This is a genomic window from Mycolicibacterium setense (genome assembly GCF_000805385.1).
Classification (GTDB): Bacteria; Actinomycetota; Actinomycetes; order Mycobacteriales; family Mycobacteriaceae; genus Mycobacterium; species Mycobacterium setense.
This window is the reverse complement of record NZ_JTJW01000006.1, coordinates 73,803-89,577: the sequence shown is the minus strand read 5'-3', so window position 1 is coordinate 89,577 and position 15,775 is coordinate 73,803. Positions and strand designations below refer to the sequence as shown.

Below are 15,775 nucleotides of genomic sequence, written 5' to 3'. Positions count from 1 at the left end.
ATGATCGAGAATCCAGCTTTCCAGTTGGTCGGGGTGCTGGTGTACGACCCTGCCAAGGCGGGCCTGGACGCCGGTCTCCTATGCGGAATCGAGCCACCCACCGGGGTCAAGGCCACCGCCAGCAAGGACGCGATCGTCGCTCTCGCTCCCGACGTCGTGGTGCATGCGGCCAGCAAGGCTCATGCGGTCGAGACGAATGCCGAGGACATCTGCAGACTCCTCGCTGCCGGCATCAACGTCATCTCGACGACGTCCTACAACCACCTACCCACCTACGGCGCAGACACCGAGGCGGCGTTCACCGAGGCCTGCCACGCGGGCGGGTCACGCTTTCACGCTGCCGGCGAGAATCCCGGCTTCATGTTCGAACGACTGGTCGCCACGGTCACCGGACTCAGCAAGACGATCGACCGGATCGACCTCTATGAGGCCACCGACGTCTCGGCGGTCGACAGTCGGCCTATGCTCGTGGACCTGATGGGGATGGGCCGGCCACCCGAGGAAGTCAGCGTCGACTCCCCCATCATCGGCAAGCTCGACATGGCATACCGGCAGGCTCTCAACGCCACCGCCGACGTGATGGGCATCAAACTGTCGCATATCGATATTGCGGTGGATGCCACCACCCTCCCGCACGACATCGAGGTGGCCGCAGGCACCATTGAGGCGGGAACCGTGGTCGGTCAACGGTTCTCGTGGGTCGGTCACTGGGCCGGACGGGCGTTGCTGGCGATTCACGAAGAATGGATCCTGACCCGAGATCTGCCGCAATGGGGGCTGAGCCCACTGCAACCGGGCCAGAAGGCGCCACTGATCCGCGCGGTGATCACCGGGAATCCGAGTTTCGAATTACAACTCGACGTCGGGGGTGACGACGCCACATCCACCCTGCCCGGGCACCTGATGATCGCCATGAGCGCCGTCCGGGCGATCCCCTACGTGTTGGCGCAACCGCCGGGGATCGTCACGGCACCGGTGTTCGGGGCCATCCGCCTAGGCTGAACCCCCTCCGACCGCCTGGGCGATGTTCGCGCTGGGGACCGAATGAAAGACATGTGTGCTGCCGTCCGGCAGCACCCGCCGGGCAATGAGGTAATCCGAGCCCAGCCAGCCCTGGCGGATGAGGCGGCCGAAGCGCAGGAACGTACCCGGCGCACCACTGGCCGACGGGATGAGCTTGATCTGCTCGATGCCGTGTTTGACCCCCTCGCCGGTCAGCGGCCGCGCCGCTGACAGCCCGCGTGCGATCACGGTGGCCGCGTCATGGGCCAGCCCGGGCATCGAGTGTCCAGGGCGCCGGCCGAATTTCGCCTGGAAACGATCGAGGAATGCCTGGCCGACCAGATTCCGTTCGTCGTAGCTGTCCAGTCCGACCCATCCACGCAGATGCCGCATCCAGTCGGCGTTGATGTGTGCCATCTCGAACGCCGTGGTCGTGTAGCGGGGAGGATCCCAGTCGGCGCCGATCAGCGCATCGCTGAAACCCCACAGCCCGTGCCCGAACCCGACGTGCACCAGCGCGTCCGGACCTGCCGTCCGCAACTCTTCGACCGCAACCGCCTTGTCGGCTTCCACCTGTGGGATCGCCACGCTGGCAACGATCTTCAGCCCGGCTGCGGCATACACCTTCTGCGACGCGGCGAGATACTCCTTGCCGATGAGCGATGCCTCGTAGGCGATCGCGATCCGCGAGCGACCGTCACCGATCATGACGGCGGCGAGCATGATCGGCTCCTCTGCCATCGACCCGTTGTTGAGCGCGAAGCACCACTCGCCGAGCGCCCCCTCGGAACCGGACAACGTGATGATCGGGGTGCGTGCGGTGGCGTCGACGTGCGCCCGGAGCGGGACGACGTTGTCGGACACCCACGGCCCGAAGATGGCCAGACACCCCTCGTCGACCAGTTCGTCGAACGCCTGCTCCACAGCGTGGTAGGTCCCGTTGGGCAGCCCGACGACGTTGCGCTGCACGATCTCCACCGGTCGGTCGATCAGACCCGAGGCCAGTGCCTCCTCCATCACCAGGGTCAGCGCCGCAAGGGTGTCGTTGTCGGTGTCGCCCCTGGTGGGATAGTCGTTGAGCAGGCCCACTTTCAGTGGGGCGACCGTCCCATACGCGCGCACCTCATCGTCCGGCATACCCGCAACATACATCATGAATGTTGATAGGATCATCCGCATGGCGAAGCGGGGAGGCACCGACGACGAACGCCGGGCCCGGGGCGATCAAACCCGCCGCGACCTGATTGACGCAGGTCGCGAGCTGTTCGCGCAAAAGGGCTACTTCGACACAAGCATCGGCGACCTCGTCACCGCTTCCGGAGTGGGCACCCGCGGCGCGTTCTATCACCACTTCAAGGACAAGGCTGAGCTGTTCCGCGCCGTCTTCGAAGAGGTCGAACGGGATCTGACGCTGCGCTCACTGGCCTCCCCACCACCGGGCACCGACGCCTGGGAGCAGCTCAGCACCGGCTTGCACGGGTTTCTTCAGGCCGCGGTGGAGCCCGAGGTCCAACGGGTCATGTTGATCGACGGGCCGGTCGTGCTGGGGTGGCGAACGCTGCGTGCGATCCAGGAAGGCAACAGCATCGCGCTCATCGACGCGACCGTACGGGACGCCATCGCCGCGGGCGTCATCGATGACCAGCCGGTCACCGAACTGACCCACATGCTCGTCGCCGCCCTCGAGGAGGCCGCCCTCCTGGTCGCGCACGCCAAGAACACCACCCAGGCCCGGAAGCGGGCAGCCGCCATCCTCGACCGAATGTTGCTGAGCTTCGCACCCACCGCCCGAAACGCATTGCGGGACTGAAGCTTAGGTACCTCCAACCGCAGCCACGCACCCCGATGTAAATGATGATTTCCACATATCGCATATAGTCGCTCTATCTGAGTGATAATTTCACTCTCGATACCCCAAGGAGACTCATGCAGCGAAGCTCAACATCTGGCGCTCCACGGGTGGCCGTGGTCGGCGCGTCCGCTGGACTCGGCCGCTGCATCGGAATGGGATTGGCCGAGAAGGGCGCTCGCGTCGCCTTCCTGGCTCGCCGACGCGACCGCCTGGAGAACGCCGCCAAGGAGGCGGGCAACGGGGCCGTTGCCGTCGTCTGCGATGTGACCGCCGCCGATTCCTGCGAGGCCGCCATGTCCGAGGTCGTCCACGAATTCGGCGGGCTGGACGCCATGGTGTACACCACCGGCATGGGGGTACTCGCGCCGCTGCGGGAGGTCGCCGCCGAACAATGGGCGCAACTGTTCGCGACCAACGTCACCGGTGCGTCACTCGCGACGGCGGCGGCCGCACCGCACCTGGCCGCTACCGGCGGATCGGCGGTCTACCTGTCGTCGCTGAGCGCGTCGTACACCAATCCCTGGCCGCTCCTGGGTGCTTACGCCGTCACGAAAGCCGCGCTGGACAAACTCGTCGAGGCTTGGCGCATCGAACACCCCAACATCGGTTTCACCCGCCTCGCAGTGGGCGACAGCTTCGGCGGCGAAGGCGATTCGCAGACCGAATTCAACAAGAGCTGGGATCCCGAAGCGCTCGACAAAGCCATCCGGCTATGGATGGAGCGGGGCGAGATGCAGGGCGGCCTTGTCGACGCCGGCCATCTTGCCGATGTCGTGTACTCCGTACTCATCTGCGGCAGCAGCAGTTTCATCCCCTACTTGACCATGGCCCCCCGCCCGTCCGCGGCGGTCAACGAACTCCGACAGTGGTGAAGGACAGCACTAGATGACACACGAATCCCGCATGCTCATCGACGGCAAGCTCGTCGACGGGGAGACCGGCCGAACCTTCGAGAACATCAACCCCGCCACCGAGGACGTGCTCGGCGTCACCGCCGACGGCACCTGCGCAGACATGGAGCGCGCCGTGGCCGCGGCTCGGCACGCGTTCGACCACACGGACTGGTCGCGAAACGGTGAGCTGAGGGCTGCCGGTCTGCGTCAGCTGCAGGCGGCTCTGGAGGCCGAACGCGAGGACATCCGCGCCGAACTTGTCGCCGAGGTCGGCTGTCCGGTGTTGTCGACCTACGGCCCGCAGCTCGACGTCCCGCTCAACGAGGCGCTCACCTGGCCCGCCGACATGATCGCCCAGTTCCCCTGGAAGCGTTCTCTTCCCGACAAGGACGCCTTCGGTATGGGAACGCCGGCCGCGCGGGAGGTGTGGAAGGAACCGATCGGGGTTGTAGGCGTCGTCACGCCGTGGAACTTCCCGTTCGAGATCATCCTCAACAAGATCGGCCCGATCCTGGCCATGGGCAACACGATGGTGCTCAAACCCGCCCCCGACACGCCGTGGAACGCAACCCGGATCGGCCGGATCATCGCCGAACACACCGATATTCCACCGGGCGTCATCAACATCGTGACCTCCTCCGACCACCTCGTCGGCGAGGTACTGTCCACCTCACCACTCGTGGACATGGTGGCGTTCACGGGTTCGACCGCGACCGGGCGCCGCATCATGGCCGCCGCCTCGGAAACCGTGAAGCCCACCTTCCTCGAACTCGGCGGCAAATCGGTGTATCTGGTCCTCGAGGACGAAGGGGATATGCGGGCGTCGATCGGGGGCAGTGCCTTCATCTCCATGCATGCCGGGCAGGGCTGCGCCATGCCCACCCGGCTGCTGGTGCCCAATTCGCGGTATGACGAAGCCGTCGAGATCGTCAAGATCGCGCTGGAGAAGAACAAATACGGCGACCCCACCGATCCGTCAGTCCTGCAGGGACCACAGGTGTCCAAACGACAACAGGACCGGGTGCTGAGCTACATCGAGAAAGGCAAGCAGGAGGGCGCCCGACTGGTCACCGGTGGCGGTATCCCCAGACATCTGCCCAAGGGATTCTTCGTAGAGCCGACGATCTTCGCCGACGTCGACAACCGGATGACCATCGCCCAGGAGGAGATCTTCGGTCCGGTATTGTCGGTCATCGGATTCGACGACGACGATGACGCGGTGCGGATCGCCAACGACTCGATCTACGGCCTGTCCGGTGTTGTGTTCGCCAATGACCTGGAACGGGCCAAGAACGTGGCAAGCCGGATACGCACCGGCACACTGGGCATCAACGGTGGACTCTGGTATGGCGCCGACGCACCGTTCGGCGGCTACAAACAGTCCGGCATCGGACGACAATGCGGTCTCGAGGGTTTGGAGATCTTCACCGAGACCAAGACAGTGGGGTGGCCGGCCTGATGAAGTCCAAGGCGGCGATTCTCCGTGGCGTAGGCATCGACTGGGAGGTCACCGAGATCGACCTCGACCCGCCCAGAGCGGGTGAAGTTCTGGTGAAGATGGCCTACGCAGGTATCTGCCACTCCGACGAGCACTTCTACACCGGCGATAGCGTCCCCAGCGCCGATATGGAGGAGATGATGCGGGCGGCCGGCGTACCGGTGCCCGAATGGTTTCCGATGCTCGGCGGACATGAGGGCTCCGGCATCGTCGAAGCGGTGGGCCCCGGTGTGGCCAGCCTCAAACCCGGTGACCACGTGGCCATTTCATTCTTCCCGGCCTGCGGCAGCTGCCGGTTCTGCGTCACCGGCCACACGTACCTGTGCGATGTCGGTGCCGAGATCTACAGCAAAGAGATGACCACCGACCACACCCGACGCAGGCACGTCACCGGACCGAACGGCTCGGAGGACCTGATGGCCATGATGCAGGTCGGGACGTTCTCCGAATACGTCGTCGCCTCAGAGCGATCGCTCGTCAAGATCAACGACTGGATCTCGTTGGAGGCCGCATCGCTGGTTTCTTGCGGTGTGACAACCGGTTTCGGATCGGGATCGGTTGCGGCAGGCACGCAGGTCGGCGACACCGTCGTGGTCGTCGGCGTCGGCGGAATCGGCATGAACGCGGTGCAGGGCGCAAAAGCCGCCGGCGCCAAGAACATCGTCGCGGTCGACCCGAACGAGTTCAAACGAGAGGTGGCACCGAACTTCGGGGCCACCCACACCGCCGTCGACGCCGGCGCAGCAGTCGAGTTGGTCAAGGAGCTCACCTGGGGCGTGATGGCTGACCGCGTCGTGCTCACGCCCGGCGTGGTGCCGCCGGATCTGATCATGGTCGCCATGATGCTGCTGAGGAAGGGCGGCGTCTGCGTGCTCACCGGCATGGCCAAGCTGACCGACATGATGGTGCCCTTGGTCCTGCCGGACATGGTCAGCTCGTGTAAGACCCTCAAAGGCGTGCTCTACGGCGAGATGAACCCGCGCGAGGCGATGCCGCGTTTGTTGTCCATGTACGAGGCTGGGACGATCAAACTCGATGAACTCATCACCCGCACCTACAAGCTCGACGACATCAACGATGCGATGAGAGACCTGCGCGCCGGTCGCAACATTCGCGGTGTGATCGCTTTCTAGGGGCCGCGGGCACGGAGTTCATCCCCAGGCGCTCAGCCCATCGCCGCCAACCAACCCCGGTACTCGGTGATGTCCCGGCCCTGTGTGGGAGCGATGTGGTCACAACCGAAACCGGTGATCCAGCGGCCGTCGTCGAGCTCCACCTTGCCGAGCAGCATCGGCGCGGGTAGTTCGGCCAGGAACTCCCCCAGCGCGGCCGGGGACAAGACCCACCGTTCGCCCACGATCGGCGCACCATCCTCGGCGACGCGGGTCAGGCCGGGCTTGGGCGGAACCGTGTCGAGGGCATACAGGCGATAGTGCGGCGCGGTGGTGATCGGTCCGGCCCAGCGGGCGCCCCGCCCGGTGAGCTGATGTTCCAACGGCTGACCGCGCAGATGCGCGCCGAACACCGCGAGTTCGGTCAGCGGTGCCCCGCCGGATTCGGGCCAGGTCGCGGCCGACGGAGCATCGAGGAACCGCGCCGCCAGGTCAGCGATGACACTGTCGTGGAATGCCGTTGCCAGCAGGGTGATTCCGAACTGCGCGCCGTCGGACACCGCCCCCGCGGGAACCGCGATGGCACACATGTCGAACAGGTTGCAGAAGTTGGTGTAACGGCCCATCCGGGAGTTGACCGCGACCGGGTCGGCCGCCACTTCATCGATGCGCGGATGCTCGGGAGCGGTCGGGACCATGAGTGCGTGACAGCCGGCGAGCTGCGCCAGTGCCCTGTTACGTAGATCCTCGACCTGCCTCCGGTCCCGCAACAGATCGGTGGCCGTGTGCGTCCCGGCCGAGATGATGATCGCGGCCACGGTCGGGTCCAGCGCGGCATCCAGGCCGGCTGTACTCACGAATTCGCCTACGGCATCCCATCGTTCGGCCACGAGTGCGCCGTTGTAGAGAAGGTTGGCCGCGGCGAAGAAATCGTCCATCGGAATCGCCACGATGTCGAAACCGGCGGCCTTCGCCTGCCGCACGGAGGCATCGAAGGCGGCCCGCCATTGATCGTCCAGCCCGGCCAACGCGTCCGGGATCGCGATCCGCGGAGTCACCGGCGCGGCGAATGGGACATCGGCCGGCCATTGCCGCTGCGGCGCACCGGCGCTCATCACAGCCATCGCCGACTGGGCGGTGGCCAGGTCAGCGGCGAAGATCGTCACACAGTCATAGCTCGCACATGCCGGGACGACGCCTTCGGTGGAGACGAGGCCGACCGTGGCTTTGATTCCGACGATGCCCTGCAGTCCGGCCGGAACGCGGCCGGATCCGGCGGTGTCGGTACCGATCGCGATATCGGCGAAGCCGAGCGCGACGGCCACCGCGGACCCCGAACTCGACCCACCCGAGATGTAGTCCGGACGGCGGGAATCGCACACGGCGCCATAGGGACTGCGGGTCCCCACCAATCCGGTGGCGAACTGGTCGAGGTTGGTCTTTCCGATGACGACAGCACCGGCGGCCTTGAGAGCGGACACCGCCGGTGCGTCGGCATCGGGAATATAACTGAAATCTGGGCAAGCCGCAGTGGTCGGTATCCCCGCCACATCGACGTTGTCCTTCACCGCGAGCACCAACCCGGCCAGCGGTCCGTCGCCGACAAGCGCGGCGCGGTAGTCGGCCTCGACTTCTGCCTGCGGCCGCAGGTGGATGAACACTTCGGATCGGCCGCTGTCGATGATCCTCTGATAGATCTCGGCAATGCGCGCCGAGTTCGATGGTTCGCTCGCAAGCTCACTCACGCAGACTCCTTTCGTGCGAATTCTCCTGCCGCAGACCAACGCTTGCGCTCTTCGGCCCGCGCGTCCTCCATCGTCGTGCGGGTGGCAGCGATGTCCTCGGCATTGGCGGCCAGGAATTGCTCATGCTCGGCCAGCGAAAATGTTCCGTCGCTGATCTCGACATGCCCGCGTCCAGCGGCCATATCGGCACGCAAGTCCAGCAGCTCCTCGGCGGACACCGGGTACCACTGGATGCGGTCGAAAAACCTCAGCAGCCACGGGTGTTCGGGCTCGAAGCCTTGCGCGGTCAGGGGGTGACGGTGATTCCAGATCTGGGTGGTGCGGCCGACGAACTGGTATCCGCCCGGGCCCTCCATCCCGTAGATGCACAGGTAGGCCCCGCCGATTCCGACGGCGTTCTCCGGCGTCCAGGTGCGCGCGGGGTTGTACTTGGTGGTGACCAGGCGATGCCGTGGATCCAGCGGTGTGGCGACCGGGGCCCCCAGGTACACATCGCCCAGGCCGAGCACCAGATACTCGGCGTCATAGACGATTCGGTGCACATCATCCACCGAGGCCAGGCCGTTCATCCGCCGGATGAACTCGATGTTCCACGGGCACCACGGCGCATCAGCGCGCACGCCGTGCATGTAGCGCTCGATCGCCTCTCGGGTCGAGGGGTCATCCCAGCTCAACGGCAACCGCACGGTCCGGTTGGGCACCACGAGATCCTGCGCGGCCGGAAGCGACGCCTCGAGTTCGGCCAGCAGCGGCACCAGTTTCGCTTGCGGCAGCCGGCCGGGATCCACCTTGACCTGGAGTGAACGGATTCCCGGTGTGAGGTCGATCAGTCCGTCCGGCCGGTGCTGTTCCAACGCATGGTGCAGCGCATGGGCACGCGCGCGCAGCGCAAGGTCCAGACGCATCTCGCCATACTCGACCAGGATGTTGTCATCCCCGATCCGGCGATAGGTGACAGCCGTGGTGCCATCAGACGAGGTTGTGCCGGCGACGATTCCGTCGTCCTCATCGCCGCCGACGGAGAACACGGCGGGGATGGAGGCGCGCCGGGCCTGGCTCACCGTGGCGGGCGGTGCCGCCGCCGATGCCTTCACCGGGACGAACCGGATCGTGGCGCCGGGTGCGAGTTGGCCCAGTTTCCAACGGTCTGCCGCGGTGACGGTGACCGGGCAGACGAACCCGCCGAGGCTCGGACCGTCCGGGCCGAGCAGGATCGGAGTGTCCCCGGTGAAGTCGAGCGAGCCCACCGAGTACGCGTTGTCGTGGATGTTCGACGGGTGCAGCCCTGCTTCCCCGCCGTCGGGACGAGCCCATTCCGGCTGCGGCCCGATCAACCGGACTCCGGTGCGGTCGGAGTTGAAATGCACCTCATAGTCGTGGTTGAGCAGCGTGTCGATGTCGTTGCGCGTGAAGAACTCCGGCGCGGAATGCGGGCCGACCGTCACCGCGATGTACCAATGGCTGCCGATGGCCGGCTGTTCTTCGAACAGGATGCGTCGGCGAATGCCGCCCGCCACGTCGCGGGTCTCCAGCTTGTCCCCCACCGCCAGCACACGGCCCTCGTGGCCGCCGAACCGCCCCAGAGTGAATGTCGATGCGCTGCCCAGGTACTCGTCGGCTTGCAGTCCGCCCGCCAGTGCGATGTACATCCGCAGACCCGGTCCGTCGACCATCCCCACATCCAGGACCTGGCCGGCCTCGACGAGGACGGGAACCCACTGCGCCACTCGTCTACCGTCGATGCTCACCGGCGCGGGCGCACCGGTGACACACACCCAGGTGTCGGTGTCGAAGCGCAAGGCCGGTCCGCCCATCGTGGCTTCCAAACCGGGCGCGCCCTCCGGGTTGCCCACCGCGATATTGGCCAGCCGGAACGACACATCGTCCATCGGACCCGACGGCGGCACCCCGACCTGCCAGTACCCGGTCCGCCCGGGCCAGTCCTGGACGGTGGTGGACATGCCTGGCCGGATCACCTCCAGAGTTGTCATGGCCGCGTCACGACCATTCGCACAGCAGTCGGGTCAAACCCGTTGCAGGGGTTGTTGATTTGCGGGCAGTTCGACACCAGCACCAGCGTGTCGATCTCGGCTCGCAGCGACACCGTCTTGCCCGGGGCCGACAAGCCGTCGACGATGCCGAGGGCGCCGTCAGGGTCCACCGGGACGTTCATGAAGAAGTTGATGTTGCTGACGATGTCGGCCTTGGTCAGCCCCCAGCGGGCGCCCTCACCGATGAAGTTCTCGACGCAGGCGTGCTGGTGCTTGGTGTGGTGTCCGTAGCGCAGGGTGTTGGACTCCTGCGAGCACGCACCCCCGAGGGTGTCGTGATTGCCGACCTCGTCGTCGACGATGGTCAGCATCGGCTCACCGTCGCTGTCTCGCAGCACTGTTCCGGTCGTCAGGAAGATATTGCCCTGAGCAGCGATGGTGGCCGGTGCGCTGTAGCGCACGCCGTGATCTGTCGCCCCGTAGAACAGGGTGTCCACAGCCTGGTTGCCGTGCAGGTCGACGATGGTGAGCACATCGCCTGCGCGCACGACCTTCGACCACGGTGCGCGGGGCGCCACGATTTCATCGACAACGGTGTGGGTGGCGGTGATGGTCATCGGGCACTCCAGACATCTTCGGAATTCAGGTAGGCGCGTTGGTATTCGGGGTCGCGATCACCGACCGTGGCGCCGATCTCGGCCAGGTCACCGGGCGCCGACCAGGTCAGCACCTCCAGGGAGCCGACGGTGAACTCCGGCGCCGGATCCAGAGGGTGGGCGGTATTGGCGACCGCCACGATCAGAGGCAGATGGGTGATCAACTCCACGGCGGTGTCCGCACCGGCCGACCCGGTGGATACCAGCGTGCCGTCGGCGTCCACGCGTACGCCGTGGAAGAACGACACGCTCGGCGCGACGTCGCGACGGCTCAGCCCGTTCTTGAGCGCGGCCAGTGCGAGCAGTTCCCGCCCGGCGGGACTGGGTGATTCCACCGCGCCCGCACCGTATTTGGTCGCATTGCCGGACAGCGTGGTGGTACCGCACAGCGCGTCGTGGTGGGCCGAGGTGTCCGACACCACGGTGGCCAGAAGCCGGCCCTGGTCGCTGAGCAGCGGATGGCCGGCCGAAATATAGGCCTGCCAGGGCACTTTCACGGTATCTGCGACGTTCAGCCGCTCCCACGGCGCATCGGCACGCCACAGCAGCACGTGCGCGCACGCGGTGCCGTCCAGATCGCGCAGACGCAGCCGGGTACCGCGGGCCAGCACCTTGCTGGTGTAGCGGCCACCGGGAACCGTTTCAGCCCAGGTCAGTTGCTCGGCTGCGACACCGTGTGGTGGATTGGGCCAACTCGACGCGGGAACGACGGGCATCGAATCGGTGAGGGTGCCTGCCTGCGATCGGGCATGATCGCGGGCGCCGGCGGTCGTAGCAGTGGACATCTCAGGCTCCGATCGTGACGGGTTTCGGGTGGGTCTTGCCGCGGGGGAAGCACAGCGCGCCCAGGACCATCGCGGCCGCGATACTCAGCGGTCCGGCCCACTGCAATATCGGCATTTCCCCAGTGGGATTGAAGATCTCGGCCCTCGGCCAGCCCAGGTTGACGATCATCACCACGCCGTAGAGCACGGCCAGGACATTCACCGCGATGCCGAACTTGCCCAAGGAGAACAGCGGCAACCCTTCGGCATCGACCTGGTTGCGCTGGGCCGGCCAGCCTTTGATCCGGCGATACAGCAGCGGAGCGGTCACCAGTAGGTAGGCCAGGTAGATCAGGATGATGCAGACGCTGGCCAGCGTCGCGAAGATCGCCGAGTTGCCGACATTGACCAGCAGCACCCCGATGCACAGCAGACCGATGAGCACTGACGGCCAGATCGGTGTTCCCGTGTGACTGTTGACCCGGGACAGGATCGATGAGGCTGGCAGTCGGCCGTCACGGGCCATCGAGAACATCAGACGTGAGGCGGCGGTCTGGATTGCCAAGGTGCAGATCGTGATCGCGATGCACACGTCGATCAGCAGCACCGTGCCCCACGGTGAGGACAGCACGGTGTCGAGTACGTACGGCAGGCCTTCGGTGGCCAGTCGACCGTCGGTCAGGCTCGGGGCGGCCATCAGGGCACCGAGGATCATCAGCCCGCCGCCGAGCGCCGAGACCGACAGGGCCAGCCGGATGGTGCGGGGCGCGACGCGGCGCGGATTGCGCGTCTCCTCGGCGAGTTCGCCCGCCGAGCCGAATCCGACCATGACGTAGGCGGCCATCAATCCCGACATGATCCAGGCCCACACGTAGCCGGGTTGGCCGCCGGCATGGCCGGTGTCGAACACCACTTGCGGCCCGCGCTGGGCATGGGTGAAGAACACACCGATGACCGCGATGACACCGACGATCTCGCAGATCACCCCGGCACTGTTGACTCGCGACATCCATTTGACGCCAAGGCAATTGATCGTGGTGGTGAGCACCAACAACACCGTGCCGAGCAGTACCGCGTTGGCCGCCCCACTCGACGACGTCAACGCCGGATCCTCGCCGATCACCTGGAAACCAGACCAGATCGACGGCAACACCACCTGCAGCGCGATCGCAGCGGCCGAGGCCGTCACGATCTGGGCCAGGATCATGAACCAGCCACCGAACCAGCCGATCAGCTCGCCACCCATCCGCCGGGACCATTGATAGATGGCCCCGGAAATCGGATAGCGCGCGGCCAGCTCGGCGAAACACAGCGCGACGAGGAACTGTCCGAGGAACACCGCGGGCCAGGTCCAGAAGAAGGCGGGGCCGCCGAAACCGAACCCGAGGCCGAACAGCTGGAAGATCGTGGTCAGAATCGACACGAACGAGAAGCCCGCGGCGAACGATTCGAACTTGCCGAGCCGACGGTGCAACTGCTGGTCATAACCGAACTCGGCCAGGTCGTCATGGTCGCCGAGACGGCCGGCCACATCTCCCTGACTCTCGGTAGCGCTGCTGGTCATAGGCGTTTCTCTCAGGCTCGGGGGCGATGCCGCCAGGTCCTTAACTGTCACTTGATAGATAAGCCCCTCGGCGTGTCCGAGCGGTCACCCGCGTGTTTCGTTCATGTAGCCGGCAGTAAGCATTGGGTTGCCGAAACCTCACCGGCCCCGGCGCCTGTCACAATCGCCGACATGGCTGTGGCTGCGCTCGACGATGCCCACCGGCGGATTGCGTCGGCGGACACCGAAAGCGAGCTGGTGGCGGCCGCCACAGCAGCCCACGACGCGGTATCCGAGCTGATCGAGACCCGGATTGGGGCAGCCACGGTCGCCGAGGCCTGGTCGGCCGTGGCCCGGGCCGCACTGATGTCCGCCGCGCGCCTGGTGGGGCCCGACGTCGATTGGTACGTCTCGGGCAGCGTCGGCCGCGGCGACGCACTGCCCGGATCCGATCTGGAAACGCTGGTGGTCCGCCACCCCGATATGACCGTCGAGTCGGCGCTGGCCCAGGCCGTCCACGTCCATGACCTGCTGGCCTGTTGCGGCTTCCGCGCCGACGACAACGGCGCGGTTGCCTCCCGCGTGCGGTTCAACCGCACCGCTCAGGACTGGGCGATCGGCATCGGCCGGTGGGCCGCGGATCCGGCTGGCGATCGGGGCGTGGTGATGATCGGGCTCCTGGCCGACGCCGTGGCGCTGAGTGACGGACCGGATCTGCGCGAACAAGCCGGTATCGCAGTGCGCGCGCAACCGGCTGCACTGACGGCGATCCTGCAGGACTCAACCTTTGTCCGCGGGTACGTCCCGTCCCGGCTGCGAGTGTTGACCTCCGGCGACAGCCGCGTCGACGTGAAGCACGCCGCCGTCGACCCGGTGGTCCGTATCGCGCGCTGGGCGGCGCTCAGTTGCGGATCCGACGCACTACCCACCTCGGGGCGGATCGCCGACGCGTCCGGCACTCGCTACCTCGATCCCGACGATGCCCGGGTGCTCGCGAAATGTCACGCGATCGCATCCAGCATCCGCTGGCGGATGCGGGCCGCGCGGTGGCGCCCATCCGTCGACGCCGACGCTTTCGACGAGCGCGTCGAGCTCTCGGAACTGCCACCGCAGGACCGCACCGCGCTGCGCAGTATCGGCCGTGAACTCACCGCGGTGCGGCGCAAACTCGACTATCTGGCGTCAACCTCGACGTTCTCCACATGGTGACCGGCTCCGAAGAGGCCGAGCGTCACGCCCTGGCCCAGACCATCGCCGCCGAACGCCTGGAGGGCTGGCAGCCGGCGCCGGAACAGATCGATGCCCTGACCGGCTTGCTCACCGGCACAGCGAGCTTCGGCGAGTACCTGGGTCACCAACTGCCCACTCCGTCCCCACCGGCGCGCCGACGCATCTTCGCCCGACGGCGCCCCTACTTCATCCCCGGGACATCGGTGCTGCGCAACAACTTCGGTGTGCAGGATGCCACGGTGCTGGCCCAGCTGGAATACGTGGCGACGGCCGGACGCATCCTGCAGGTGCACCTGCGCTCCCAGGACACCGAACTGAACACCCGGTCACTGCATCAGCATGTGTTCGGCGATGTGTACGCCTGGGCGGGCGAGCCGCGCATCGTCGAGATCCGCAAGGGTGACAGCACATTCGGATCCTGCGCACGCATTCCTCGCGCCCTGGAGGCACTACACGCCGAGATCGCCAGACTCTCCGACGAGGGCACCGAGATCGACGACGGAACGCTGTCGTATCGGCTGGCTCGAATCTATGCCGACTACAACCAGATCCATCCGTTCCGTGAGGGCAATGGCCGCACCGGAACCCTGTTGCTGCATCTGCTCGCCGGCCGGTCCGGACGCCGGCTACTTCTCGATGACATGTCCCGCTCCGAGTGGATCAGCGCATCGCGGGACTCAATGCCGTTCCGGCGAGACGGGCGGGCCGACCCTCGGCCGTTCGTGGCGGTATTGCGCGGACGGCTGCATCCGCAGCCATTTCCGGTGTCCGAGCGTGCTTGAGCCGCCTATGGTTTGGGGTCCGTCAGGTAACGCTGCACGGTCGGCCCGATCCAGGCGACCAGGTCGCCGATGCTCGCCGAAGCCATCGGCTCGATCTTGAGTTGGTAACGCGCGAAGGCCAGACCGACCAGGTGCACGGTCACCAGCTCGACGCGCAGTTCGGCATCGTCGACACCGAACTCCGTCGCAACCCGTTGCGCCACCGGTCCGGCCAGGGAGTCGTGTAAGAGCTTGCGCGCCAACGGCTGAATATCGGCTGACCGGAACACCGTCAGCAGTGGGTCGAACGACGCTCCCGCATCCCAGCGCTCAACGACATCGCGCACCAGGCGTGCGCCGATCTCGTCGGTTCCCTCGTCGAGCAGATTCGCCAGCTGATGCAACGGGTGCTGCGGAGTGTCGAGCACCGAGGCGGCGAACAGCCCCTCCTTGTTGCCGAAGAAGTAGTAGACCATCGCGACGTCCACCCCGGCATCGGCGGCGATCCCACGCACCGTCGCGCGCTCATAGCCGTCACGCATGAAGCGCTCGCGTGCCGCATCGATGACTCGCTGCTTGCTCTGCTGGCCGGTGCGCCACCGGCCACTCCGCCGGGTCTCCGACATGGCCGCGAGCTTACTTCAACGCCAGTTGACCTATGCCGGATGCGCGCGTCGGCCTGTGCGTCGCCGACAAACGGGGTTTCGCATCACCCTGCGTCGATCTCT

The 15,775-nt window shown here is 66.2% G+C and carries 14 protein-coding genes; 7 read left to right on the top strand and 7 right to left on the bottom strand.

The annotated features are described in order from the left end of the window. A complete protein-coding gene (locus QQ25_RS11110; RefSeq protein ID WP_052235861.1) occupies positions 1-1,002 on the top strand; it encodes a dihydrodipicolinate synthase in 1,002 nt (333 codons plus the stop codon). Here QQ25_RS11110 and QQ25_RS11105 read toward each other — a convergent pair. Next, the gene (locus QQ25_RS11105) at positions 994-2,139 is read right to left on the bottom strand and encodes an ABC transporter substrate-binding protein (RefSeq protein WP_039378764.1); all 1,146 of its coding nucleotides are present in this window, start codon (positions 2,137-2,139) and stop codon (positions 994-996) included. The genes QQ25_RS11110 and QQ25_RS11105 overlap by 9 nt on opposite strands. A gap of 40 nt (positions 2,140-2,179) precedes the next feature. On the opposite strand from QQ25_RS11105, the gene QQ25_RS11100 reads away from it, so the two are divergent. The 4 genes from QQ25_RS11100 to QQ25_RS11085 all read left to right on the top strand — a co-directional run bounded on the left by QQ25_RS11100 (position 2,180) and on the right by QQ25_RS11085 (position 6,378). Beyond that, complete coding sequence (locus QQ25_RS11100; RefSeq protein WP_039378763.1) at positions 2,180-2,812, top strand: TetR/AcrR family transcriptional regulator; 633 nt, start codon at positions 2,180-2,182, stop codon at positions 2,810-2,812. Positions 2,813-2,928: 116 nt separating this feature from the next. Then, the gene (locus QQ25_RS11095) at positions 2,929-3,726 is read left to right on the top strand and encodes an SDR family oxidoreductase (protein WP_039378762.1); all 798 of its coding nucleotides are present in this window, start codon (positions 2,929-2,931) and stop codon (positions 3,724-3,726) included. A 13-nt stretch (positions 3,727-3,739) separates the two neighbouring features. Next, positions 3,740-5,206 (top strand): aldehyde dehydrogenase family protein, encoded by a 1,467-nt coding sequence (locus tag QQ25_RS11090; protein ID WP_039378761.1) that lies wholly within the window; start codon positions 3,740-3,742, stop codon positions 5,204-5,206. Further along, complete coding sequence (locus tag QQ25_RS11085) at positions 5,206-6,378, top strand: NDMA-dependent alcohol dehydrogenase (RefSeq protein ID WP_039379802.1); 1,173 nt, start codon at positions 5,206-5,208, stop codon at positions 6,376-6,378. The genes QQ25_RS11090 and QQ25_RS11085 overlap by 1 nt, the downstream gene beginning before the upstream one ends. Before the next feature lie 32 nt (positions 6,379-6,410). On the opposite strand, the gene atzF is transcribed toward QQ25_RS11085, so the two are convergent. The 5 genes from atzF to QQ25_RS11060 are packed head-to-tail and all read right to left on the bottom strand — an operon-like array spanning position 6,411 to position 13,077. Further along, the gene (gene atzF / locus QQ25_RS11080; protein ID WP_052235774.1) at positions 6,411-8,102 is read right to left on the bottom strand and encodes an allophanate hydrolase; all 1,692 of its coding nucleotides are present in this window, start codon (positions 8,100-8,102) and stop codon (positions 6,411-6,413) included. Further along, positions 8,099-10,093, bottom strand: a complete 1,995-nt coding sequence (locus tag QQ25_RS11075; RefSeq protein WP_039378759.1) for a 5-oxoprolinase/urea amidolyase family protein — start codon at positions 10,091-10,093, stop codon at positions 8,099-8,101. Before QQ25_RS11075 ends, atzF begins: the two co-directional genes overlap by 4 nt. Then, a complete protein-coding gene (locus QQ25_RS11070) occupies positions 10,090-10,710 on the bottom strand; it encodes an urea amidolyase associated protein UAAP2 (protein WP_039378758.1) in 621 nt (206 codons plus the stop codon). The genes QQ25_RS11075 and QQ25_RS11070 overlap by 4 nt, the downstream gene beginning before the upstream one ends. Beyond that, the gene (locus QQ25_RS11065; protein WP_039378757.1) at positions 10,707-11,534 is read right to left on the bottom strand and encodes an urea amidolyase associated protein UAAP1; all 828 of its coding nucleotides are present in this window, start codon (positions 11,532-11,534) and stop codon (positions 10,707-10,709) included. The genes QQ25_RS11070 and QQ25_RS11065 overlap by 4 nt, the downstream gene beginning before the upstream one ends. Position 11,535: 1 nt before the next feature. Further along, positions 11,536-13,077 carry an amino acid permease gene (locus tag QQ25_RS11060; protein WP_039378756.1) on the bottom strand — a complete coding sequence of 514 codons (1,542 nt, stop codon included), beginning with the start codon at positions 13,075-13,077 and terminating at the stop codon, positions 11,536-11,538. A 171-nt stretch (positions 13,078-13,248) separates the two neighbouring features. On the opposite strand from QQ25_RS11060, the gene QQ25_RS11055 reads away from it, so the two are divergent. Together QQ25_RS11055 and QQ25_RS11050 are read left to right on the top strand one after the other, a co-directional pair. Beyond that, positions 13,249-14,265, top strand: coding sequence for a putative nucleotidyltransferase substrate binding domain-containing protein (locus QQ25_RS11055; protein ID WP_052235773.1), 1,017 nt, complete (start codon positions 13,249-13,251; stop codon positions 14,263-14,265). Next, a complete protein-coding gene (locus QQ25_RS11050) occupies positions 14,259-15,068 on the top strand; it encodes a Fic/DOC family protein (protein ID WP_039378755.1) in 810 nt (269 codons plus the stop codon). Before QQ25_RS11055 ends, QQ25_RS11050 begins: the two co-directional genes overlap by 7 nt. Positions 15,069-15,073: 5 nt before the next feature. On the opposite strand, the gene QQ25_RS11045 is transcribed toward QQ25_RS11050, so the two are convergent. Beyond that, positions 15,074-15,673, bottom strand: a complete 600-nt coding sequence (locus tag QQ25_RS11045; RefSeq protein ID WP_039317985.1) for a TetR/AcrR family transcriptional regulator — start codon at positions 15,671-15,673, stop codon at positions 15,074-15,076. Positions 15,674-15,775 lie beyond the last annotated feature (102 nt).